We start from the raw sequence: 22,255 nt of genomic DNA on the forward strand, positions 1-22,255 counted from the left end.
CTTTCCAATGGCAGCAAAAGACGATCCCGACACACTCCGCAAGGCGGTCTACGGCCGCGTCGGCCTTCCGCTGGAATTGGAAGACGGCGTGCCTCCAGCCTTTTATTCACGCCTCCTCATGGGACTGACCATCGCGACCGGCTTCCTGTTGCTGTGGGCTGCCATCGGCCAGATCCGGGAAGTGGCCAACACGATCGGGGAGATAGCGCCTGCCGGCCAGATTTTGAAAGTGGAGCACCTGGAAGGCGGCATCGTCTCGGAGATCCTTGTCGAAGAAGGCCAGCTGGTACAGGCCGGAGACCCACTCGCCCACCTGGAAAAACAGGATACGACCACGGAACTCGCCCGCATTCAAAGCCGTCTCAGCTATCTGGAACTTGAGGAACGCCGCCTGCTTGCACAGGAATACAGCGATGCCAACACCGTTGGCCTGCGCCTGGACCCGTCGGTGGATGGTCTGAGCACCCAGCAACGGGCGGCCTTGACCGCCAACCGCAAGGCGGTTGCCGACGAACAGGAAGCCTACACGGCGCGTGTCGCCCAGAGGCGTGCCGAAGTGGTCAGCCTGGAAGCACAGGTCGAACTTCAAAAATCACAGGTCGAACTGGAAAAGGAAAAATTCCAGATCCAGGAAGGTTTGCTGAAAGACGGCTACACGTCGCGTCGCCGCTTCCTGGAGGCCAAGGGGGATTTTCAGCGGTCGCAGGTCACACTGGAACAGCTGTTCGGCAATCTCGCACAGGCCCGTGAAATGCTGACCGAAGCCCAGGCCAGCCTCAGTCAGGCCGGCGCCGAAGTGAACCGGGATGTCGCCGACGAGCGCGCCAGGATTGCCCAGGAGCGCGACGAACTGAAACAGGAAATCACCAAACTGAAAGACCGACAGGACCGCCTGTTCGTGAAGGCGCCGGTGGCAGGTTACGTCAAGAGCCTTGGCCCGACCGGTCGTGGTGCAGTCGTCAATCCCGGCGATCTGATTGCCGAGATCGTCCCCCTGTCCGAAAACCTCGTTGCCGAGGTGAAGGTCAATCCGAAGGACGTCGGCCATATCAACATCGGCGACAGGGCCGACATCACGATCACCAGCTACGACCCGAACATCTATGGCACCGTGGCCGCGGAAGTGGAGACCATTTCCGCCTCGAGTTTCCAGGACGAATTCGGCGAATACTACTTCAAGGCAACCCTCGCCTTTCCCGGCCAGGTCATCGGCGCCGGTTCACACGAACGGCCGATCCGCCCTGGCATGCAGGTCAACGCCCAAGTGGTCACCGGATCGAAATCGATCCTCCTTTACCTGCTGCACCCTGTAACACGTGCGGCACGAACGATCTTCACAGAGCGCTGAAGTCGAGTTCTCCGGAAATCCTGAAGCCCCGGAAACACTCCGGGGCTTTTTCTTCTTCCAGGTACACCGGGGCTTCTTCCGAGAAAGAGTGGAGGTTGCCGCCCAGGATACAAAAAACCCCGGAGCGAACTCCGGGGTTTTGACGTTTTCACACTTCATTGGCTCAGTGGGTTGCCGGCGTCACCATCGCATAGATCGTGTCATGCACGTTGAGCACGCCGATCGGACGGCCATCGCTGTTGACGATGTTTGCCTCGCCCTCGCCCGTGTCGGCAAAGGTCCGGGCCGCTTCTTCCAGCAGGATGCCGCTGGAAATCGTCGGTCCGTTTTCCAGCGTCCGGGACGTATCCATGACCGTGTCGACCAGGATCACCCGGCCACGGTTCACTTCCTTGACGAAGTCGGCAATGTAGGCGTCCGCAGGCTTCAGAACGATTTCCTGCCCGGTCCCTTGCTGCACAACTGCCCCGTCGCGCAGGATCGCGATCCTGTCGCCAAGGCGCAGCGCCTCGTCCAGATCGTGGGTGATGAAGACGATGGTCTTGTGCAGCTCTTCCTGAAGGTCGAGAAGCACGGTCTGCATGTCCATGCGGATTAGCGGGTCGAGCGCCGAGAACGCCTCGTCCATCAGCAGAATGTCAGCATCGTTGGTGAGTGCGCGCGCAAGCCCCACACGCTGCTGCATGCCGCCGGACAGCTGGTTGGGATAGTGGTTCTCGAACCCTTCCAGCCCGACGCGGGCAATCCAGCGGGCCGCACGCTCTTCAGCTTCCTTGACCGGCACACCCTGGATTTCCAGACCATAGATGGCGTTCTTCATCACCGTGCGGTGTGGCAGCAGCGCGAACTTCTGGAACACCATCGCCGTCTTGTGGCGGCGGAATTCCCGAAGCTCTGCCTGAGACATCTTGCAGACATCATCGTTGCCATAAAGCACTTCGCCATCGGTCGGGTCGATCAACCGGTTGATATGGCGGATTAAGGTGGATTTGCCCGAGCCGGAAAGGCCCATCACTACCTGGATCTTGCCACCCGGCATGGAGATGTTGATGTCGTTGAGGCCAAGCACATGGTTGAATTTCTCGTTCAACTCGGACTTGGATATGCCGTCCTTGACCTTCTTGACCATCTCCTTACCGTTCGATCCGAAGATCTTGTAGAGATTCTTGATCTCGATACCCGTTGCCTCAGCCATGAAGCACCTCCGAATGTTTTTGAAGGCGTTTTCCATATGCCTGTGTTGCCCGGTCGAATATGATAGCGATCGCGACAATCGCTAGACCGTTCTGAACCCCCATGAAGAAATACTGGTTTGCGATAGCGTTCAGGACAGGCTGCCCAAGCCCTTTGACCCCGATCAGGGCCGCGACAACAACCATGGCCAGTGCCATCATGATTGTCTGGTTGATCCCCGCCATGATGGTTGGTAGCGCCAAGGGCAACTGAACATTGACTAGCTTTTGCCATGGGCTGGATCCAAACGCATCGGCAGCCTCAAGGACATCCTGATCGACAAGGCGGATTCCAAGGTTCGTCAATCGGATAGTCGGCGGGATAGCATACACAACGATCGCGATCAGGCCGGCAACTTTACCAATTCCGAAAATCATCACGACCGGAATGAGGTAGACGAAGCTCGGCATCGTCTGCATCAGGTCCAAAATGGGGTTGATCCAGCCTTGAACCCGTTCCGAGCGCGACATCAAAATGCCAAGCGGGATTCCCAAAAGAATAGCCAACATGGTACAGACCGTGACCATGGCGATGGTCCGCATGGTGTCTTCCCACATACCGAATACACCGATCAGGATGAGTGAAAAGAGTGATCCGGCAACGATCTTGTAGTTCCGACTCATTAGGAAGACGATGCTGAGAAGAACAGCCAGCACAATTGGCCAAGGTGACGAAATCAGTAGGTCTTCCAGCCAGATGAGAAAATCTTTCAGGGGATCGAAAGCGTGTTCGATCGCTTCGCCATAGGCCCCCAGAAAAGTGTCAACGGTGCCGTCGATCGTCACGCGAATGTCTCGCAACGTACCCCTGCTTAACGAGGGAAATTCAATCCAATCCATCTAACCAATCCTGATGGTATTCTTTTTGCCCCATATGGAAAGGGCCGCACCTGCTGGGGCGGCCCTTCTACTTATTGCCGGCTCAGAGTGCCGACTTGACCTTTTCGGCCGTTTCCGGGCTAACCCACTTGGTCCAGACATCCTCGAAGTTTTCGAGGAAGTAGTAGGCACCATCTTCATTGGTCGCCTGGTTGTCGGTCATCCAGGCAAGAACCTTGCCGGCCGTCCGGTTATCCCAGGTGCGGCCCTTGATGTACTCCATGGCCGGGCCTGCCTTGTTGGCAAAGTCGTCGGTGACGACGGTAAAGACTTCAGACTTCACCCAGGAGTTCGGCTTCGGCTCCGGGCAGTCCTCGATCACGGTGCAGGTGTCCCACTCTTCCTTGTCATGCGGGACTTCGAAGTCGAGCAGGGTCATGTCGTACTTGCCGAGGATCGCGGTCGGTGCCCAATAGTAACCGAGCCAGCCTTCCTTGCGCTCGTTGGCTTTTGCGAGTGAGCCATCGAGACCGGCAGCAGAACCCGGATCAACAAGTTCGAAACCGCCCTTGTCGAAGCCGAAGGCACGGAACAGGTTTCCGGTTGTGATGCGGCAGTTCCAGCCGGTCGGACACGTGAAGAAGGCACCCTTGCTTTCGTCTTCCGCGCCAGGGAACAGTTCTGGATGCGCAAGAGCGTCCTTCACTGTGTAAATATTATGCTCTTCGGCGATATAGGTCGGAACCCAGAAGCCTTCGACACCGCCTTCGTTCAGGATTTCACCGCCAATGATCAGGGAGCCTTTGGCAACTTCCTTGTCGAGAGGCTCACGCACGGCGTTGATCCAGAGTTCCGGCGCCATGTCCGGCTTCCCTTTGGAGCTCATGGAGGTGAAGGTTGGCATCGTGTCGCCTGTGACCAGTTCGACGTCGCAGCCGTAACCATTTTCCAGAATGATCTTGTCGATCTGCGCGATAGCGCCTGCCGACGCCCAGTTCATTTCCGCAACGGTGACCGTGCCGCACTCTTCTGCCATGGCGGACGAGGCCATGCCGATAAGAGCGGTCGCGGCGACCGAGACAAACAACTTCTTCATGAGGATGCTCCTGTGCAGTCTGTTTGCTTGAGATTGAATTGGGCGCGGCGCGCGAAAGCTTCCGTGAAAGCAATCACCTCCCTGCGCGTCCAATGGAAAAGAATAACGAGTTGAGAACAGAATTGAGCCGTGAAGGCCTCTAGATTAAATCTTATTAATTCAGCCTTCATTTGACGCATATACGTTGTTCTTGCTCGAAATAAGCCTGACCGCCGTCTCTACTTGAGAAGAAGGTCATACTCGGTATTTGTACCGAGCTCAGGCCCAACGACCAATACAATTGCATTAAGAGGCTCCTAGCACAACAGTATAGTCGCAATTCTCATACCATTCATACGTCAAATTTCGTGAACATGCCTGCAAACGACATTTTAATGCCGGTATTCGTCATGACACATAATTTTCTTACTATGACAGTGATTCTTTTCACCCTTAAAAGGTGTTTAAACTCAATAAGATCAACCAGTAAGTGCCGAATTTAACCATATGTACTGATGACCTGATCGCGCAACACCTTGTGCACGAGGTCGGCAAGTACCGGTGCGGAACAAGTGTGCTTTCGCAAGAAAACCATTTCGCGGCCGGCGCCGCCCTGAAGATCTTTCAAGGTCATCTCCGGACCATGCATCCGCAACCCTCGCCAGACGGGCAAAATCGCCTGTCCTGCTCCCTGAGACACCATCTGCGCGATCGTTTCCGGAGCATCGAGCTCACAAAGGATGTGTTCTTCGCCAACCAACACGCCAAAATCCGCCCAGAGTTTGCGGCCGCCCCACGATTGCCTGTCATAGACAATCCAGGGCAGTTTTCCGGCCTCGGTTTTGGATAGATCGCGTTCGGGCGGCAAGGCATGAACGATAGCCTGAGCCTCCAGTGTTCTGCAGATGATGTCCTTGGGCAATTCAAATGGGGCGGCAACCGTAATGGCCGCGTCCAACGCCCCGCTGCGCAATCCTTCGTAAAGGTCGGCCGACGTGCCGGGCCGAACGGTCAGCACCGCCTGAGGCGCCTTTTGCCGGAACTGCTGGATGACCGCGGGCACGTTGTCCGAAAGGGCCGTCGATACCGCCCCAAGCCGAAATGGACCGCTTAACCCATCAGCATCTATGCGGTTTGTCAGCTGCTCCGCGTCCCGCACAAGGCGACGTGCTGCGGGCAACAGCCGGAAACAGGTTTCGGTCGGCAGGGCTGCGTGTGCCGTTCGGTTGAGAAGCGTTGCCCCCAATTCGGCTTCCAGCACACGAATACGCTGGCTGACGGCGGCGGCCGTGAGCCCCTGCTGCCGCGCAGCCGCAGCAATGGATCCGGTTTCGGCAACGGCCAGCAGGCTTTCAAGAAATCGGGTATCCAAAACATTTTCCTTCGCTCAGAAGCAGAAAAACATCTTAAATGTTTTGAATCGGATCTGCTACTCAACATCCGTTTTCAAAGGAGCCGAGCGATGCAACCCTGTTTTCACCTTGCCTATCACGTAACCGATCTGGACGAAGCCCGCGCGTTCTACGGCGGCCTGCTTGGCTGCAAGGAAGGCCGCAGCACGCAGACCTGGGTCGACTTCAACTTCTTCGGCCATCAGGTGTCCCTCCATCTCGGCAAGCCTTTCGAGACGACCAACACCGGCAAGGTCGGTGATCACATGGTGCCGATGCCGCACCTGGGCGTGGTGCTGGACATGGAGACCTGGAAGACGCTTGCGCAAAAACTGACAGACGCTAACCTCGCCTTCGTCATCGCCCCGACCGTCCGGTTCGAGGGCCAACCCGGCGAGCAGAGCACCATGTTTTTCAAGGACCCTTCCGGCAACCCAATCGAAATCAAGGGCTTTGCCGATGAAGCCGGGGTTTTCGCCGCATGAGGCCCGTCGTTCCCTTTGTTTCCTCTGCAAGCCCTGATGAGCGCCAGAGCTGGCGCGAAGCACTGCCGAAGGCGCTCGACGGCATCGCCGACGTCAAGCCGTTCGAAGACCTGACGGAGGACCAACGATCCGAAGCGCGCGTTGCCATCGTCGCCAATCCCGACCCCGCCAATGTGGCGGCACTTCCCAATCTGGTCTGGGTACAAAGCCTGTGGGCCGGGGTGGAGCGCCTGATGGGTGAGCTTCCCGCAAACGGTCCGAAGATCGTCCGCCTGACGGATCCGCAAATGGCGGAAACCATGTCGGAAGCGGTTCTTGCCTGGACGCTTTACCTGCACAGGGACATGCCCCGTTACATTGCCCAGCAGCGGCAGAAGGTCTGGCAGGATCATGCACTCGAACGCCCACAGGAACGCACGGTTGGTGTTCTGGGTCTTGGCAAGCTCGGCGCAGCCGCCGCCTTGCGGATGAAAGCCAACGGCTTCAATGTGCTCGGCTGGAGCCGTACCGAAAAATCAATTGAAGGCATAGCCTGCCGGCATGGTCGCGATGGCCTTCTGGAGGTGCTCGGCCAGTCGGATTTCATCGTCCTGCTGATGCCGCTGACGGATGAAACACGCGGATTGCTCGGCCAGGACGAGCTGAGCGCCTGCAAGAAGGGCGCTTCGATCATCAACTTCGCCCGAGGGCCGATTATCAACACTGCCGCTCTCATCAACAAACTCGACAACGGCCCGCTCGGCCATGCCGTTCTCGACGTCTTCGATGAAGAGCCCCTGCCACCGTCAAGTCCGCTGTGGGATCATGACAAGGTCACGGTGCTGCCGCACATATCCGCCCCGACCATCATCAGCACAGCGTCCAGGATCGTGGCAGACAACATCGGCCGTTATTACGAAGACGGTACGATTCCCCCAGCCGTCGACCGGGACCGTGGATACTGAAATTTGATCCGCTCTCCGTCGCAATAGTGTCAAGGATCAGCCTCTAATCAGGCGACAACCGTTTCGTCTCCTTCAAAGGTGTTTCATGACCGACCTCCCAATTCTTGGTGCCGCGCTGACAGTCGACGCGCTGGAAACCCATCGCAATCTGATGCTGGACAAACCGCGGGATCTGGAACTTCAGGACTTCTGGCCGGCCGAAGTGCTGAACGGCGACTGGAAACCGATTGTCGAGAAGGCCCGAAAACTGCTGGACGGCCATCAGGGCCGTGTCGGCATTCACGGCCCCTTCTTCGGCTTCACCGTCGACAGCATGGACGTGGATGTCCGCGAGATCGTACGCAAGCGCCTGTTGCAGGGGCTGGAAGTCTGCGAGGCACTGGGCGGCACCCACATGGTCGTGCACAGCCCCTATACGACCTGGGACTTCAACAACCTCGACAATTATGAAAATGCCCGGCAGCGCAAGATAGAGCTCTGTCACCTGACCATGAGCGACGCAGTCAAGCGGGCAGAAGATATCGGCTGCGAACTCGTCATCGAGAACATCGAAGACAAGGACCCTTATGCCCGGATAGAGCTTGCCGAGAGCTTCGGTTCACAGGCGGTGAAAGTCTCTATCGATACCGGACACGCTCACTATGCTCATGGCACGACTGGCGCCCCGCCGGTCGATTACTACGTCAGGGCCGCCGGCAATCGTCTGCGCCATATCCACCTGCAGGACGCGGATGGCTACGCCGACCGCCACTGGACGCTTGGGCAGGGCACGATCAACTGGCACTCCGTGTTCGATGCGCTGTCCAAGCTCGAGAGTGGTCCCCGTCTGATCATCGAACTGCGCGACCATTCCGGCCTGCCGGCGTCAATTGCCAACATGGCGGCACTTGGACTGGCGCAGTAACCACCAGGATGGCACTGCAAGGCGGCGCATATCCGTGCGCCGTCAATGCGGACAAGTGCTTCGCAGGGCGCACGCCGAGCCGCAATGACGCCCAGGCGAAAGTCTGAGCGTCTGATTTTTTGGCCTCAGCCCATCGCCCAGGGGCCGTGGTAGCCGCCGCCGTCCTTGTCGGTGCGCTCAAAGCCATGGGCGCCGAAGAAGTCGCGCTGGCCCTGAAGCATGTTTGCGGTGGAACGCCCTGTGCGCATGATGTCGAAATAGGACAGCGCCGCCGAAAGGGCCGGTACCGGCAAACCATGCAGCGCGGACTGGGCAACGACCTGGCGAAGCATCGCTTCGGTTTCCTTCAGCTTTGCGGAGAAGAACGGCGCCAGCATCAGGTTGCGTTCGGCATCGTCGGACAGTGCGGACGACATGTCGTTCAGCATGGACGAGCGAATGATGCAGCCGTTACGCCAGATCTTGGCGATTTCCGGCAGGGGCATTGCCCAGCCATATTGTTTGGCCGCTTCCAGGATCAGACCGAAGCCTTGCGCATAACAGATGATCTTGCCGGCAACGAGAGCTGCTTCCAGCGCATCGATCGTCACGGCCTCGCGGTCCATGCCGCTCGGAGCCGCGCCAAATTCGGCTTCGCCTTCCTTGCGCTCCTCATACCGCGCGGACATGTTGCGCACGGCAACGGCCGCCTCGATGGCGCTTGCCGGGGTGCCCAGCATCAGCGCCTCGATGGCCGTCCAGCGACCGGTGCCTTTCTGGCCGGCCTTGTCCAGGATGATGTCGAGCATCGGTCTGCCGGTGTCCGGATCCGCCGTCTTGGCAACCTTGCCGGAAATCTCGATCAGGTAGGACTGCAGGATGCCGCCATTCCACTTCTCGAAGACATCCCCGATCTCTGAAGCCGACATGCCGAAACCGTCGCGCATGACGCCGTAGACTTCGGCAATCATCTGCATGTCGGCATATTCGATGCCGTTGTGAACGGTCTTGACCAGATGACCCGCGCCCGCTTCACCCAGAAAGGCCGCGCAGGGCGTTTCTTCGTGTTTGGCGGAAATCGCTTCCAGAATATGGCCGACCTGATCCCAGGCGTCCTTCGCACCGCCACCCATGATGGACGGACCGAAGCGTGCGCCTTCCTCGCCACCGGAAACACCGATCCCCATGAAGCGAGGGCCTTTTTCGGCAGCTTCCGCCGCACGGCGGTTCGTGTCGTGGTAATTGGCATTGCCCGCATCGATGATGAGATCGCCTGCATCGAGCAGCGACCGCAGAGCCTCGATCTGTGCATCGACCGCTTCACCGGCCGGAACCATCAGGATGACCGCGCGCGGGGTCTTGATGGATGCAACGAAGTCTTCCAGCGTCTTGGTCGGAACCAGTTTCGGCGCGAGTTCCCCGGCCTTCGCCATGAATTGGTCGGTCTTCTCCGTGGTCCGGTTGAACACCGCGATCTGAAAGCCATGTTCGGCAATATTAAGCGCAAGGTTGCCACCCATGGTACCGAGACCGATCAGGCCGATTTCCGCGGCCGCGCCGTTTGAGCTCATGAACATGCCTTTCATAAATCGATTAATGTCTGGTGGGGCGGTGATAGCCGACAAGCTGCCCAACGGCAATGTCTGGTTGGGGCAAGACCGTGTAAAATCCGATCAGCCGAAAGCACTTGCCAGATGATCCACCAGCAGGCGAACGCGCTTGGGGATGAACCGTCGTGACGGCAGGACCGCAAAGAGCGGCAACTCCGGCAGATCGACCGGACACGCAGCCTCGGCCAACCGTCCATCCGCCAGGAATTCGGCACACATCGATTTCGGCAAGATACCCGCCACACCACCATTCAGCACCAGGGCCAGCGCAAGCTGCAGGTTCCGCGTCCTGTAGACAGGCGCGCCTCCTCCTTGCCCCGCCTCCACCAGCACTTCGGCGGGATCGATCACCCGTCCTGACTTCAAAAGGTGATCGTACGCCGTCTCTTCCAAGAGCTCCGGCCGGGCAACAAGAACAAGGAAACTGGAGGCGATCTTGCGGACGATGACACTTTCCGATGCAACCCGGTTGCCGCGGAGGGCGAAGTCGAACCGCTCGCCGGTCAGATCAACGGGGCGATCGCTGACATGCACTTCGATCCGGACCTCCGGATATCGCAAATTGAAGCTGGCCATCGCCTCTGCCAGAACATCCAGCGGCAGGTCGACCGGGACGGACATACGCACCATCCCCTGCGGTGCCTGCGCCGATTTCAACTGTTCTCCGGCCTCCTCCAGATCCCGCAAGGCCGGCTGCACTTTTTCCCGGTAGGCCTCGCCTTCCACCGTCAGGCGCACCTGCCTGGTCGTGCGCTGGAACAGGGCGACGCCAAGCTCTTCCTCCAGTGCCTTGATACGAGCTGTAACTGTCGACCTCGGCAAGTCGAGCTGCCGGGCGGCAGCAGCGAAACTGCCAAGACTGGCCACTTCAACAAAGGTCTCCAGATGTGCCAACGTTGTCATTGCGCGATATTTTCAGCCAGACTGTTCATTTTTATACAACTACACCGAACAATATCTGCGGTCTACCTACAACGCACCATCAACGGTCCCAAGAGGTATTCCCATGAAACGGCGCAGTTTTCTGAAGTCAGCCGGCACCATGTCGCTGGCTGCTCCCGCAATCTTGACCGGTGTTTCGTCCGCTCCCGCAAGAACCGCAACAGGATCTCCCCGGCTCGACATCACCTGGCTCGGCGGTGCAACGATGCTGATCGAATGCGGTGACCTGACCCTCCTGACCGATCCGGCTTTCGGCGAAGGTGAGGAAGCGTTCCGCATGGGTGACCCCAACGAGATGTTCGATCTCGCCAAGGGACCCGATGTGGTGACACACAAACGGCTGACCCCGTTTCGCGGTATGGATCTTTCCAGGGTTGATCAAGTCCTGCTGTCCCACCTGCATGAAGATCATTTCGACCAGTCGGCGGAAAGCGCAATTGCCCCGGACATGCCGTTCCTCGTTCCCTCTCATGACCGGGAGCGATTGACCGCAAAGGGGTTCACGCAGGTTCAGGTAGCAGACTGGATGGAACCTCACGTGATCACCAAGGGCGACGTCACGCTCTCGCTGACCGCACTACCTGCCGAACACTCGGAAAACCCGGAGATTGCCTCGCTGCTTGGCCCAGGTAACGGCTACTGGCTGGAGATCCGCCAGGGCGATTGGGCAAAGTCTGTCTATTGGACCGGTGATACCTTCCCGACGCCAAATGTCCTCGACGCGCTCAAGGACTTCGGATCGCCGGACGTGTTCATTCCACATCTTGGCGGCGTCGGCACTTCAGGACCTCTCGGGCAGATCAGCATGGGCGCTAATCATGCCGCCGATTTCGTAGATAAGCTCCGGCCTGGCAAGGTGCTGCCGATCCATCACTCCACTTACGCGCTTTATCTTGAACCCGTCACCAGCCTGCCGACTGCGCTTGCCGGCAAGACGCAAGGACTGGATCTTGTTTCGGAAGGCACCTGCGCAAGTTACGTCTGACCACGAAAACAACGGAGCGCCGGCGTCTCCAAAGGAGATGTCGGCTGCCGCAAACGCCTCCCATAAAATAAAATTAGCCGGCAAAGTTACCCGTAAAAATACCCGCTGCCTGAATAAAACTGTCATGTAGAGCTGATAGGCGATTTTCATCCGCAACCCTTTTGCTGCTCTGTGCAAAGGATCTGTCACATGAAAAAGCTTCTGATCGCAGCCGGCCTCCTGGCCGCGGCATCCGCCTCCGCTTACGCCGAAGATGTTACCGGCAAGCTCGTGCTCTACACCTCCCAGCCGAACGCCGACGCCCAGGCAACCGTCGATGCCTTCACCGCGGCGCATCCGGGCGTTGAGGTCGAGTGGGTCCGTGACGGCACCACCAAAATCATGGCGAAGCTGCTGGCCGAATTCGAAGCCGGCGCGCCGAAGCCGGACGTACTGCTGATCGCCGACATGGTGACCATGGAGAGCCTGAAGCAGGAAGGTCGTCTGATGGCGCATGAGGCAGCCGACGTTTCCGCCTACGATCCGGCGATCATGGACAAGGAGAAGAGCTACTTCTCCACCAAGCTGATCACCACCGGCATCATGTACAACACCAACGCGCCGATGAAGCCGACCTCCTATAAGGATCTCCTGAAGCCGGAAGCAAAGGACAAGCTGGCAATGCCGTCGCCGCTGACCTCCGGCGCCGCGACCATCCACATGACTGCGCTGACTTCCAACCCGGAGCTTGGCTGGGCCTATTACGAAGGCCTCGCAGACCAGGGCGCCAACCCGCAGGGCGGCAATGGCGGCGTCTACAAGGCGATTGCCGGTGGCGAGAAACTCTACGGCTTCGTCGTCGACTTCCTGCCGATCCGCGAAAAGGTAAAAGGCGCACCGGTTGAGTTCGTCTTCCCGGAAGAAGGCGTCTCCGCCGTCACCGAGCCGGTTGCGATCCTCTCCACTGCCCAGAACCCGGATGCCGCCAAGGCATTTGTCGACTTCCTGATTTCTGAAGACGGTCAGAAGCTTGCCGCATCCCAGGGCTACCTGCCGGCACACCCAGGCGTCCCCGCTCCGGAAGGCTTTCCCGCGCGCGACCAGATCAAGCTCATGGATTTCGATCCGGCCAAGGCCCTGGAACAGGACCAGGCAGACAAGATGAAATTCTCCGAGATCTTCGGCGGGTAAGGCCAACGCCTCCTTTCGACAACGGGCAGCGTGGCGGAAGCCTCGCTGCTTTTTTCCGTTCCCCCGTCAATCCGGACAAATGCAGCGTGGCTGCATGCTGATCCGGAATCCAGACATCAGCGTGAGCAAAGCGAATACTGTTCCGTTTGGAATTTGGCCGCGTCTCCGGCGCGAAACATGTCTGGAATCCGGATCATCGCTCGGCTACGCCTCACTTGTCCGGAATGACTGCGAGAAGCAACGGCAAATCCCTGTGCAGCTATCGAAGCTTTCCGAAAAGACCACCCTCCTCGCGCTTGTGCTTGGCGCAACGCTTATCTGCGGCCTGCCGCTGCTGCTTTTGTTCAAGACCGGGCTGACGAGTGATGGCGGTCTCGACCTCGGCCCGTTGATGGAAGCCGTGCAGAGCCGGTCGGTCCGAAGCGCACTTTGGCATTCCGTTGAGAGCAGTTTCTTGTCGGCACTGGCAGCAACCGCGCTCGGCACCCTGCTCGCACTCCTGATCGGCCTCACCGATATTCGCGCCAAGGGCCTGCTGGTCTTCCTGATCCTGCTGCCGATGATGATCCCGCCGCATGTAACGGCAATTGCCTGGATACAGGCGCTCGGCCCGGGCAGTCCGGTGTTGCGCTGGCTTGGGCTGGCTCCGGAACTCGGCTCCACCCACCCTCTCTACTCCCGTGAAGGCCTCGTCCTGCTGCTGACCCTGCAGCACAGCCCGCTGGTGTTCCTGCTTGTCCGTGCCGCGTTGAGGTCGTTTCCGCGCGAACTCTCAGACGCAGCCCGCGTTTCCGGCTCCGGAAGCCTCTTGATGTTGCGCAGGATCACCTTGCCGTTGCTCGCGCCATCCCTGCTGGCCGGTTTTGCGCTCGCCTTCGTTGCCGCACTTGGCAACTTCGGCATCAATGCCCTGATCGGCATTCCGGCACGCTACACCACCTTGCCTGTTCTGGTCTGGCGGAGGCTGGCAAGCTTCGGTCCGGATGTCCTGCCAAACGTGGCGGTAATTTCCGTTATCCTGGCCGTTGTCGCCCTTGCCGCGATCCTGCTGCAAGGTGTGCTGCAGCGGCGCCTGCGCACCAGCCTCATCGGTCTGCCGCAAGACCCTCTGGCGATCTCCCTTGGCCGCAAGCGTCCCTTTGTGGAAGCCACTCTCTGGCTGTTCGTCGCCTTCGTGCTGCTGCTGCCGGCAACCTCGTTGCTGGCGACTTCGCTGGTCCGCACTTACGGCCTGCCGCTGTCTGCGGAAACCCTGACACTCGAAAACTTCACCGAGGTGCTCTGGCGTCAGTCCGTCACGCTCAGGGCCTTCGCCAACTCAACTCTCGTTGCCGGGGTTGCCGCACTTGTCATTGCTGTCATCAGCCTGTTCCTGGCCTATTTCCTCGCCCATCGGAAGCCGGCTCACAGAACCTGGGCGAACCTTGCGCTCACACAGTCGGAAATCGCCTTTGCCGTGCCCGGCCTGGTGATGTCGATCGCCTTCATCCTGGCATTCATCCGCCCCCTGCCGCTTTTGAACATCTCGCTCTACGGCACCCTCTGGATAATCCTGATTGCCTATGTCTCCGTTTTCCTGGCGGTGGGCCTGAAACCGGTTGCCGCCGCCTTCCTGCAAATGGATGGTTCATTGGAAGATGCGGCTCGGGTTGCCGGCGCCGGGTTCTACCGGCGCATGACAAGGATCTTCACCCCGCTCGCAGCTCCCGCGGCTGCCTCCGGTGCAATTCTGGTGTTCCTGACCGCTTACAACGAGGTCACGGTCTCCGCCCTGCTCTGGTCCACCGGCAACGAGACCATCGGCACGACAATCTTCAACTACGAAGACGGCGGCTACACTACGCTTGCCGCCGCCATGTCGGTTGTGGTCGTCGCCGCAACGATTTTGATCATGCTGACGATGAATGCACTGGCCCGCAGGGTTCCGGCAGGGACGATCCCCTGGAAGGATTGAGGGATAGTCGAAGCTCTTGTCATCCCGGGTCTGCGCTTTGCCCTCGGTGACAACAAGGAACAAAACTCACTCCGGCAACACCCATCCGCGCAGGATATCGAGCTGCAGGAGCTCGCCAGGTTCCGCCTTTCGGTGAAGCACCATGAGAAGCGGTTGCGAAAGGCCCTCGAGACGGACGAAGACTTCCCAATAGCCACCCCGGTAGATCGTCCGTTCGACCGTTGCCTCGAAGCCGGAAGTGCCCGTTGCGAGCACCAGATGTTCCGGCCTGAGCAACAACGTTGCTGGGCCCGAAACTGTTTGGTCAGGACAATCGACGACCGCGATAACATTGCCGAACCGCACTTGCGCCTCGCCGTTTTCAACTCGCAGCACATCCACCGGAACGAGGGTGCTGCGGCCGATAAAACCGGCGACCTTCTTCGAATTCGGACGGCGGTAAAGCGTGTCGGGATCGTCCGCCTGCAGGATGGAGCCATCCCACATCACCGCCACCTTGTCGGCAAGGGCCATCGCCTCGCGCTGGTCGTGGGTAATGAAAAGCGTCGTCGCGCCGCTCGCCCTGTGGAATGCCGCCAGCTCTTCTTCCATCGTGCTGCGCAAATGCGGATCGAGATTGGCGAGAGGCTCGTCCATCAGGACGGTGCGCGCGCCCTGCGCCAGGCACCGCGCCAGAGCCACCCGTTGGCGTTGACCGCCGGAAAGTTCGGCCGGCTTGCGCTGCCGGAACGGTGTCAGAGCCACCGTTTCCAGGCACTCCGCCACACGGGCCGTCACCGCGCTCCGCCTTTCTCCCGCCGTCTCCAGCGGAAAGGCGACATTGGCGGCAACATTCATGTGCGGCCACAGCGCATAGGACTGAAACACCACTCCCACCTGGCGCTGCTCGGGCGGCAGGTGCAGGCCCTTGCCGGCAACGGCCTGCCCACTGAGTTTGATCTCTCCCGCATCGACCGGCTCCAGCCCGGCAATGGCGCGCAGCAGGGTCGACTTACCGCAACCGGACGGGCCGAGCACCACGAAAAACGTGCCGTCCTCAATCGAAAGGGACACGCTGTTCAGCGCCTTATGGGCATCGAAGGACTTGGAAACGGAAGCAAGCTGGATGGACATGCCTCCCGTTAGCCTTCTCCCATGACAGATTGATTACAACTGCTGCAAACGCCCCTCATCGGCCCCGCAAACGCAGCAGCAAGTCGACTTCCTCTTCCAGCGCGCGGCCATAGGCCCTGGCCGCCGGGGCGTTGGAATGCATCAGTGTTTCGTGGCGGAACAGGCAATAGGCTGCAAGGCACCAGTGATAGGCGCCGCGCTCCTTCAGAAAATGCTCGACCGTCTCCTGGTCAGGGTAGCGCGTCAGGAACATTTCCTCCGCATGGGCGACAAGCGGATGAAGGCCATAGAGCGTTGCAAGACCGGGCGAGACGAAACAGGCGATATCCTCGACCGGGTCACCAAGCCCGGCGAATTGCCAATCGATCAGCCGTGCACCATCGCCGGTTGCCTGGATCGTGCCGAGACAGAAACTGCGATGAACGAGCGAACGCTTGATCTCGCGCCTTTTGACGGCGCCATCGGCCGGACGCGACCGCTTCAGGTTCGCCGCCTTGCGACTATGCGGAATGAGCGCCAGCATGGCATCGCCCCGCGCCAGCACCTCGTGATATCCGGCCGGAACTGTCTGGTGTCCCGGTACAGGTTCGCTCAAGGCGGCAAACCGACCGATCAGCTCGGCGGCTTCTCCGACATCGATCTCGTTGTCGACCGGGGTCGGATAGCCATAGATCAACAGCGGTGTTTTCGCCGGACTGTAGGTGAAAGCTTCAAGCTCCGGCGACAGGCCATGGCGGGCCAGAACGGCAAGGGCGTCCGCTTCCTGCCTCGGCAAGGTCGGATACAGAGGGTTGTCTTCGTTTTCGGGGAAGAACTCCTTGATGACAAAGCTTCTGCCCGGCGTGTCCAGCCGCCAGAACCGGGCGGTATAGGCGACCGGCAACGGCCGCAGCCGCGCAACTGACCAGTCCTTCACCGGCAGGAGCGTTTTCAGAAAAGCCAGCAGTTCCGAATCCGACAGCAACACGCGCACCAGGGGTCCCCACGAAAAGTCTCCCTGTTCTGATCGCTTTGAAGTCCCTTTCCGTCAAGCCCCCCGATGGGCGAGACCACGGCTGGATCGAGGGCACGGTGCCGGATGTCGGAGTTGAAGCACTGGCCGTCGTTCTGAGACTGCCCGCTGAAAGTCCCCTCTCAAGTAACGTCTGATGAAATGGCGCAGACCGGGCCGCGCCCAAGCCTTTCGAGGGCATCAGGTCCGGCTTTCAGGAATAGTGGCGGACGACATGACGCATGACATCGAAACGGCCTCGCTTGCCGAGACGGCTCCCGCACGACGCGGACGGCGGCGCAGGGGCGGCGAGAAGACCGGTCCGGATCTCTTTCCGCAAAAACCCTTCAAGCAGCCGCGGCATATCTTCAAGCCGTTGGAAGCCGTTTCCGCTGACGAACTTGAAGCGATCCACGACGCATCCATGCGCGTTCTGGAAGAGATCGGCATCGACTTCCTGCACGAGGAAGCAAAGCAGATCCTGAAGGATGCCGGGGCCGACATCAAGCCGGGTGAAGACCGTGTACGCATGGACCGGGCAATGGTGGAAGAGCTTGTCGCCAAGGCCCCCGCCGAATTCACGATCCGTGCGCGCAACCGGGCGCATGATCTGCAGGTGGGCGGCAATGCCCTTGCCTTTTCCTGTGTGGCCAGCGCGCCCAATGCCGTCGACCGCGACCACGGCCGTCGCCCGGGCAACCAGGAGGACTATCGCAACTTCCTGAAACTGTCGCAGTTCTTCAACATCATTCACTGCGTCATGGGCTACCCGGTCGAACCGGTCGATATCCACGCTTCCGTGCGCCATCTCGACTGCGTTGCAGACATGCTCCGGCTCACCGACAAGGTCTATCACATCTATTCGCTCGGCAAGGAGCGCAACCTCGACGGACTGGAACTGACCCGGATCGGCTACGGCCTTACCCCGGAAGAATTCGTCGAAACGCCGTGCGTGGCAACGGTCATCAACACGTCCTCGCCGCTGAGGCTCGACACGCCAATGCTGCAAGGCCTGATCGAAATGGCCAAGGCCGGACAGGTTTCCATTGTCACGCCTTTCACTCTTGCCGGTGCCATGGCTCCGGTCACCGTTGCCGGCGCGCTGACCCTGCAGAACGCGGAAGCCCTTGCCGGGATCGCCTTCGCCCAGCTTGTCCGCCCGGGTGTGCCGGTGGTCTATGGCGGCTTCACGTCCAACGTCGACATGAAATCCGGCGCGCCAGCCTTCGGCACGCCGGAATACATGAAGGCAGCAATCGTCGGCGGCCAGCTCGCCCGGCGCTATCATCTTCCCTACAGGTCGTCAGGCGTTTGCGCGGCCAACACGGTCGACTATCAGGCAGCGCTGGAAACCACCTTGTCGGAATGGGGCGCGATCAACGGCGGGGCCCATATCATCAAGCATGCCGCCGGTTGGCTGGAAGGCGGACTGAGTGCCGGTTTCGAGAAATTCATCACCGACATCGATCTGCTCCAGAAGATCGCCGAATACCTGACGCCGCTTGATGTGTCAGAGGCAGCCCTTGCCGTCGATGCGATCCGCGAGGTCGGACCGGCGGGCCACTTCTTCGGCACCCAGCACACCCAGGACCGTTACAAGGACGCTTTCTACGCGCCCATCGTTTCCGACTGGCGCAATTACGAAAGCTGGTCGGAAGCAGGCAGCCCGACCGCCTACGACAAGGCGAACATGCTCTACAAGAAGGCTCTGGAAGCCTATGAGCAGCCCCCGCTTGATCCGGCTATCGACGAGGAAATCACCGCCTTTGTCGAGAGGCGAAAGGCCGAGGGCGGCGCCCCGACCGACTTCTGATCATTTCACGTTTAACGTTCGAACACGGCCTGCCGCGCAAGAGCAGGCGCTTCCGGAGCAGATTGCATGAATACCCACACTCAGGTTGTTGTCATTGGCGGTGGCGTTGTCGGCTGCAGCGTTCTGTATCACCTGACCAAGCTCGGTTGGAAAGACGTCACGCTGATCGAGCGCGACGAACTGACATCCGGCTCCTCCTGGCACGCAGCAGGCGGCTTCCACACTCTGAACGGCGATCCGAACGTAGCCCAGCTGCAAAGTTACACCGTCGACCTCTACAAGGAACTGGAAGAAATTTCCGGTCAGTCCTGCAGCCTGCACCTGACCGGCGGCGTCATGCTGGCCGATACGCCCGAGCGGATGGATTTCCTGCGTCTTGCCCAAGCCAAGGGACGCTATCTCGGCATGGACCTGGAGCTGATCTCGGTCTCCGAAGCCAAGAAGATGTTCCCGCTTCTGGACGAGAAACACTTCATCGGCGCGCTCTGGGACCCGATTGAAGGCCATCTCGACCCCTCCGGCACCACCCATGCCTATGCAAAGGCGGCACGCGTCAACGGCGCGACCGTCCTGCGCCACACCAAGGTGGAAGAACTGGTTCAAACGCCCGACGGCACCTGGGATGTCATCACCAACAAGGGCACGATCCACGCCGAACACGTGGTCAACGCCGGAGGCCTTTGGGCGCGCGAATGCGGGCGCATGGTCGGCATCGAACTGCCGGTGCTCGCCATGGAGCACATGTACCTCCTGACCGACGAGATGGAGGAAGTGACCTCACACAACGAGGCCACCGGCAAGGAACTGATCGGCGTTCTGGACTTCGGCGGTGAGATCTACACCCGCCAGGAAGGCAAGGGCGTGCTGCTCGGCACCTACGAGCAGAACTGCCGCCCCTGGAGCCCGCGCCAGACCCCCTGGGATTTCGGCCACGAACTGCTGGCACCGGATCTCGATCGGATCGCGCCGGAGCTGGAAGTCGGCTTCGAGCATTTCCCCGCCCTGCAGAATGCCGGCATCAAGCAGATCATCAACGGGCCTTTCACCTTCGCGCCGGACGGCAACCCGCTGGTCGGCCCGGTTCGCGGTCTTCGCAACTACTGGGTTGCCTGCGGCGTCATGGCCGGGTTCAGCCAGGGCGGCGGTGTCGGCCTGACACTCGCCAACTGGATGATCAACGGCGACCCCGGCTACGACATCTGGGGCATGGATGTTGCCCGCTATGGCACCTGGGCAACGCTCTCCTACACCAATGCCAAGGTTCAGGAAAATTACCGCCGCCGGTTCCGGATCCGTTTCCCCAACGAGGAACTTCCGGCCGCCCGCCCGCAGCAGACAACCCCGCTTTACGACCGCATGCTGGCGCAAGGCGCCGTCATGGGCGACAGCTGGGGCCTGGAAACACCGCTCTGGTTCGCTCCGGAAGGCGTGGAAGCCAGGGACATCGTCTCCTACCACCGCTCCAACGATTTTGAGCACATCGGCGCCGAGTGCCGGGCTGTGCGCGAGAGCGTGGGCGTGACGGAGACGGCCAACTTCGCCAAATACGAGATCACTGGGCCCGGCGCGGAAAGCTTCCTGTCGCTATTGATGACCAACACAATGCCGAAGGTCGGCCGCATCATCCTGACGCCGATGCTGAACGAGAACGGCAAACTTATCGGCGATTTCACCATCGCCCGGGCCAGCGACCAGAAGTTCTACATGTGGGGCTCGTCTCAGGCCGAGATCTATCACATGCGCTGGTTCGAGAAGCACCTGCCAGAGGACGGCTCGGTGACGATCCGCGCAATCAACCTCGGCTGGGTTGGCCTCTCCATCGCCGGTCCCAATTCGCGCAAGGTTCTGGAGAAGATCACCGGAGACGATGTCTCGGGCGAGGCCTTCCGGTTCATGGACTTCCGCGAAATGGACGTTGCCAACGCCCCCTGCAAGGTCAACCGCATCACCTACACGGGCGACCTTGGCTACGAGATCTGGATGGCGCCGGAGTACCAGCGTCGGGTCTATGATGCGCTGATGAAGGCCGGAGCCGAGTTCAACATCATCAACTTCGGCATGCGCGCCCTGCTCTGCCTGCGACTGGAAAAGAACTTCGGCACCTGGTTCCGCGAGTTCCGCCCGATCTACGGCGCATTCGAAGCCGATCTTGGCCGGTTCGTGAAGCTGTCCAAGGACACCTTCATCGGCAAGGAGGCGGCTCAGAAAGAATTCGATGAAGGCCCGAAGCGCCTGCGTGTCAGCTTCGTGGTCGACGCGTCGGACGCCGACGTCATGGGCGATGAGCCCGTTTGGCACGATGGCAAGGTGATCGGCTGGGTGACTTCCGGCGGCTACGCCCACTACCTGCGGAAATCCCTCGCACAAGGGTATATTCCCTCGGAACTGGCAACGAACACGCAGGAAGGCGCCTTCGAGATCGAAATCCTCGGCGAGCGCCGCAAGGCCACCATCATCAGCGAACCGCTGTTCGACCCGAAAGCCGAACGCATGCGCATGTGAATGCATCCGGTCGTCGGACCAACACCCCGACGACCGCCTCCCCCTCCTGAACTCCACCTCCCCCTATCCTCCCGGGCTCCCCTCCCCTCAACCTCATCCTGAGGAGGCGCAAAGCGCCGTCTCGAAGGATGGGCCGCTTGTTCCCGAGTATGCTGCCCATCCTTCGAGACGGGCCTCCGGCCCTCCTCAGGATGAGGGGTTGGTGTAGGGAACGATTGGGATTTACCGGAGGTGGGGTCGGCACGAAAAGGCAGGGAAGACGAGGACTGTTGAGCGGACAAGAGCGTCCCAGCACTGAGGATACCTGCCGAGTTCCGAAGAGCGCAGAGCGACAGATCGATTCAGAGACCTGCGCAGTCACTCCATCCGGAACACCCCGATTCTTCGCCTTTGCTGAACTCCGCCTTCCGCTCCCCTCATCCCGAACTTCTCCCCCCTTATCCTGAGGAGGCGCGAAGCGCCGTCTCGAAGGATGGGCGGCAAACGCCAACACAAGTGGCTCATCCTTCGAGACGGGCTTTCAGCCCTCCTCCGGATGAGGAGTTTGGTGGGGACTGGCAGATTATCATGCGACGTAAGCAAACCGATGGCAGAAGCCAGTCGGCTTATCGGAACACGCCTGCAGACCGGTTCTCGGCCTTTACTTCAACCGGATGATCTTCGGCCCGAGAGCACGCACGTAATCGCTTTGATCGGCAAAGACCATCACGTTGGTTTCGGTCACTTCGGTCTGCTTCAGTTCCAGCGGTGTCTTGCCGTCCGGATTGACGATCACCTTGCGGGTCGGTGGCAGGCCGCGGAACACCAGCACACCGGCTTCCTTGGTCACGATGGCACCATAAGGTTCGTCGTGGACAATGCGCGTCGTGCCGCTTTCGGCCTGCGCTGCGGCTCCAAGGGTGATGCTCAAGCCGGCTGCGGCCAGCAGGGTTTTGCAGATGGAATTCATGACACGTCTCGCTGTTAACGCTTCATTTACCATGAATCGTAACCGCTCG

General features: G+C 59.9%; 18 protein-coding genes. 9 read left to right on the forward strand and 9 right to left on the reverse strand.

Features of this window, described 5'->3' with window-relative positions; genetic code table 11:
• Nucleotides 1-7: 7 nt before the first annotated feature.
• Entirely contained in the window at nt 8-1,348 is a 1,341-nt protein-coding gene (locus ACVDG9_RS21405; RefSeq protein WP_447238924.1) for an HlyD family type I secretion periplasmic adaptor subunit, read from the forward strand.
• A 163-nt stretch (nt 1,349-1,511) separates the two neighbouring features.
• Here the strand turns inward: ACVDG9_RS21405 and ACVDG9_RS21410 are convergent, their stop codons facing one another.
• The 4 genes from ACVDG9_RS21410 to ACVDG9_RS21425 form a co-directional block, all read right to left on the reverse strand.
• On the reverse strand, nt 1,512-2,543 hold the full coding sequence (locus ACVDG9_RS21410; protein ID WP_055661244.1) for a quaternary amine ABC transporter ATP-binding protein: 1,032 nt from the start codon (nt 2,541-2,543) through the stop codon (nt 1,512-1,514).
• Nucleotides 2,536-3,420 (reverse strand): ABC transporter permease, encoded by an 885-nt coding sequence (locus ACVDG9_RS21415; RefSeq protein WP_152505558.1) that lies wholly within the window; start codon nt 3,418-3,420, stop codon nt 2,536-2,538. Before ACVDG9_RS21415 ends, ACVDG9_RS21410 begins: the two co-directional genes overlap by 8 nt.
• Before the next feature lie 82 nt (nt 3,421-3,502).
• Nucleotides 3,503-4,495, reverse strand: coding sequence for an ABC transporter substrate-binding protein (locus ACVDG9_RS21420; protein WP_447238925.1), 993 nt, complete (start codon nt 4,493-4,495; stop codon nt 3,503-3,505).
• Between the two features lie 478 nt (nt 4,496-4,973).
• Complete coding sequence (locus ACVDG9_RS21425; RefSeq protein ID WP_447238926.1) at nt 4,974-5,846, reverse strand: LysR family transcriptional regulator; 873 nt, start codon at nt 5,844-5,846, stop codon at nt 4,974-4,976.
• Nucleotides 5,847-5,936: 90 nt separating this feature from the next.
• Here ACVDG9_RS21425 and ACVDG9_RS21430 point away from each other — a divergent pair, with 90 nt between their 5' ends.
• The 3 genes from ACVDG9_RS21430 (at nt 5,937) to ACVDG9_RS21440 (ending at nt 8,198) form a co-directional block, all read left to right on the forward strand.
• Nucleotides 5,937-6,350 carry a VOC family protein gene (locus ACVDG9_RS21430; protein ID WP_023003365.1) on the forward strand — a complete coding sequence of 138 codons (414 nt, stop codon included), beginning with the start codon at nt 5,937-5,939 and terminating at the stop codon, nt 6,348-6,350.
• Nucleotides 6,347-7,294, forward strand: a complete 948-nt coding sequence (locus ACVDG9_RS21435; RefSeq protein ID WP_447238927.1) for a 2-hydroxyacid dehydrogenase — start codon at nt 6,347-6,349, stop codon at nt 7,292-7,294. The genes ACVDG9_RS21430 and ACVDG9_RS21435 overlap by 4 nt, the downstream gene beginning before the upstream one ends.
• 85 nt (nt 7,295-7,379) lie before the next feature.
• The gene (locus ACVDG9_RS21440) at nt 7,380-8,198 is read left to right on the forward strand and encodes a sugar phosphate isomerase/epimerase family protein (RefSeq protein ID WP_447238928.1); all 819 of its coding nucleotides are present in this window, start codon (nt 7,380-7,382) and stop codon (nt 8,196-8,198) included.
• 125 nt (nt 8,199-8,323) lie between these two features.
• On the opposite strand, the gene gnd is transcribed toward ACVDG9_RS21440, so the two are convergent.
• Nucleotides 8,324-9,748, reverse strand: coding sequence for an NADP-dependent phosphogluconate dehydrogenase (gene gnd / locus ACVDG9_RS21445; protein WP_447238929.1), 1,425 nt, complete (start codon nt 9,746-9,748; stop codon nt 8,324-8,326).
• Between the two features lie 102 nt (nt 9,749-9,850).
• The gene (locus tag ACVDG9_RS21450; protein ID WP_447238930.1) at nt 9,851-10,690 is read right to left on the reverse strand and encodes a LysR family transcriptional regulator; all 840 of its coding nucleotides are present in this window, start codon (nt 10,688-10,690) and stop codon (nt 9,851-9,853) included.
• Between the two features lie 103 nt (nt 10,691-10,793).
• Here ACVDG9_RS21450 and ACVDG9_RS21455 point away from each other — a divergent pair, with 103 nt between their 5' ends.
• The 3 genes from ACVDG9_RS21455 (at nt 10,794) to ACVDG9_RS21465 (ending at nt 14,838) form a co-directional block, all read left to right on the forward strand.
• Nucleotides 10,794-11,714 (forward strand): MBL fold metallo-hydrolase, encoded by a 921-nt coding sequence (locus ACVDG9_RS21455; RefSeq protein ID WP_447238931.1) that lies wholly within the window; start codon nt 10,794-10,796, stop codon nt 11,712-11,714.
• A 189-nt stretch (nt 11,715-11,903) separates the two neighbouring features.
• Nucleotides 11,904-12,884 carry an ABC transporter substrate-binding protein gene (locus tag ACVDG9_RS21460; RefSeq protein WP_447238932.1) on the forward strand — a complete coding sequence of 327 codons (981 nt, stop codon included), beginning with the start codon at nt 11,904-11,906 and terminating at the stop codon, nt 12,882-12,884.
• A gap of 253 nt (nt 12,885-13,137) precedes the next feature.
• Entirely contained in the window at nt 13,138-14,838 is a 1,701-nt protein-coding gene (locus tag ACVDG9_RS21465; RefSeq protein ID WP_447238933.1) for an ABC transporter permease, read from the forward strand.
• Nucleotides 14,839-14,904: 66 nt separating this feature from the next.
• Here ACVDG9_RS21465 and ACVDG9_RS21470 read toward each other — a convergent pair whose 3' ends face one another.
• Together ACVDG9_RS21470 and ACVDG9_RS21475 are read right to left on the reverse strand one after the other, a co-directional pair.
• Complete coding sequence (locus ACVDG9_RS21470; protein ID WP_447238934.1) at nt 14,905-15,951, reverse strand: ABC transporter ATP-binding protein; 1,047 nt, start codon at nt 15,949-15,951, stop codon at nt 14,905-14,907.
• Between the two features lie 55 nt (nt 15,952-16,006).
• Nucleotides 16,007-16,924: a phosphotransferase gene (locus ACVDG9_RS21475; RefSeq protein ID WP_062491377.1), complete on the reverse strand. Its 918-nt coding sequence runs from the start codon at nt 16,922-16,924 to the stop codon at nt 16,007-16,009.
• Between the two features lie 253 nt (nt 16,925-17,177).
• On the opposite strand from ACVDG9_RS21475, the gene ACVDG9_RS21480 reads away from it, so the two are divergent.
• Both ACVDG9_RS21480 and ACVDG9_RS21485 read left to right on the forward strand, forming a co-directional pair.
• A complete protein-coding gene (locus tag ACVDG9_RS21480; protein ID WP_152505549.1) occupies nt 17,178-18,755 on the forward strand; it encodes a trimethylamine methyltransferase family protein in 1,578 nt (525 codons plus the stop codon).
• 66 nt (nt 18,756-18,821) lie between these two features.
• Nucleotides 18,822-21,257 (forward strand): GcvT family protein, encoded by a 2,436-nt coding sequence (locus ACVDG9_RS21485; RefSeq protein WP_447238935.1) that lies wholly within the window; start codon nt 18,822-18,824, stop codon nt 21,255-21,257.
• Nucleotides 21,258-21,897: 640 nt separating this feature from the next.
• Here the strand turns inward: ACVDG9_RS21485 and ACVDG9_RS21490 are convergent.
• Entirely contained in the window at nt 21,898-22,206 is a 309-nt protein-coding gene (locus ACVDG9_RS21490; RefSeq protein ID WP_447238936.1) for a hypothetical protein, read from the reverse strand.
• Between the last annotated feature and the right edge of the window lie 49 nt (nt 22,207-22,255).

Source organism: Roseibium sp. RP-7 (assembly GCF_053005225.1).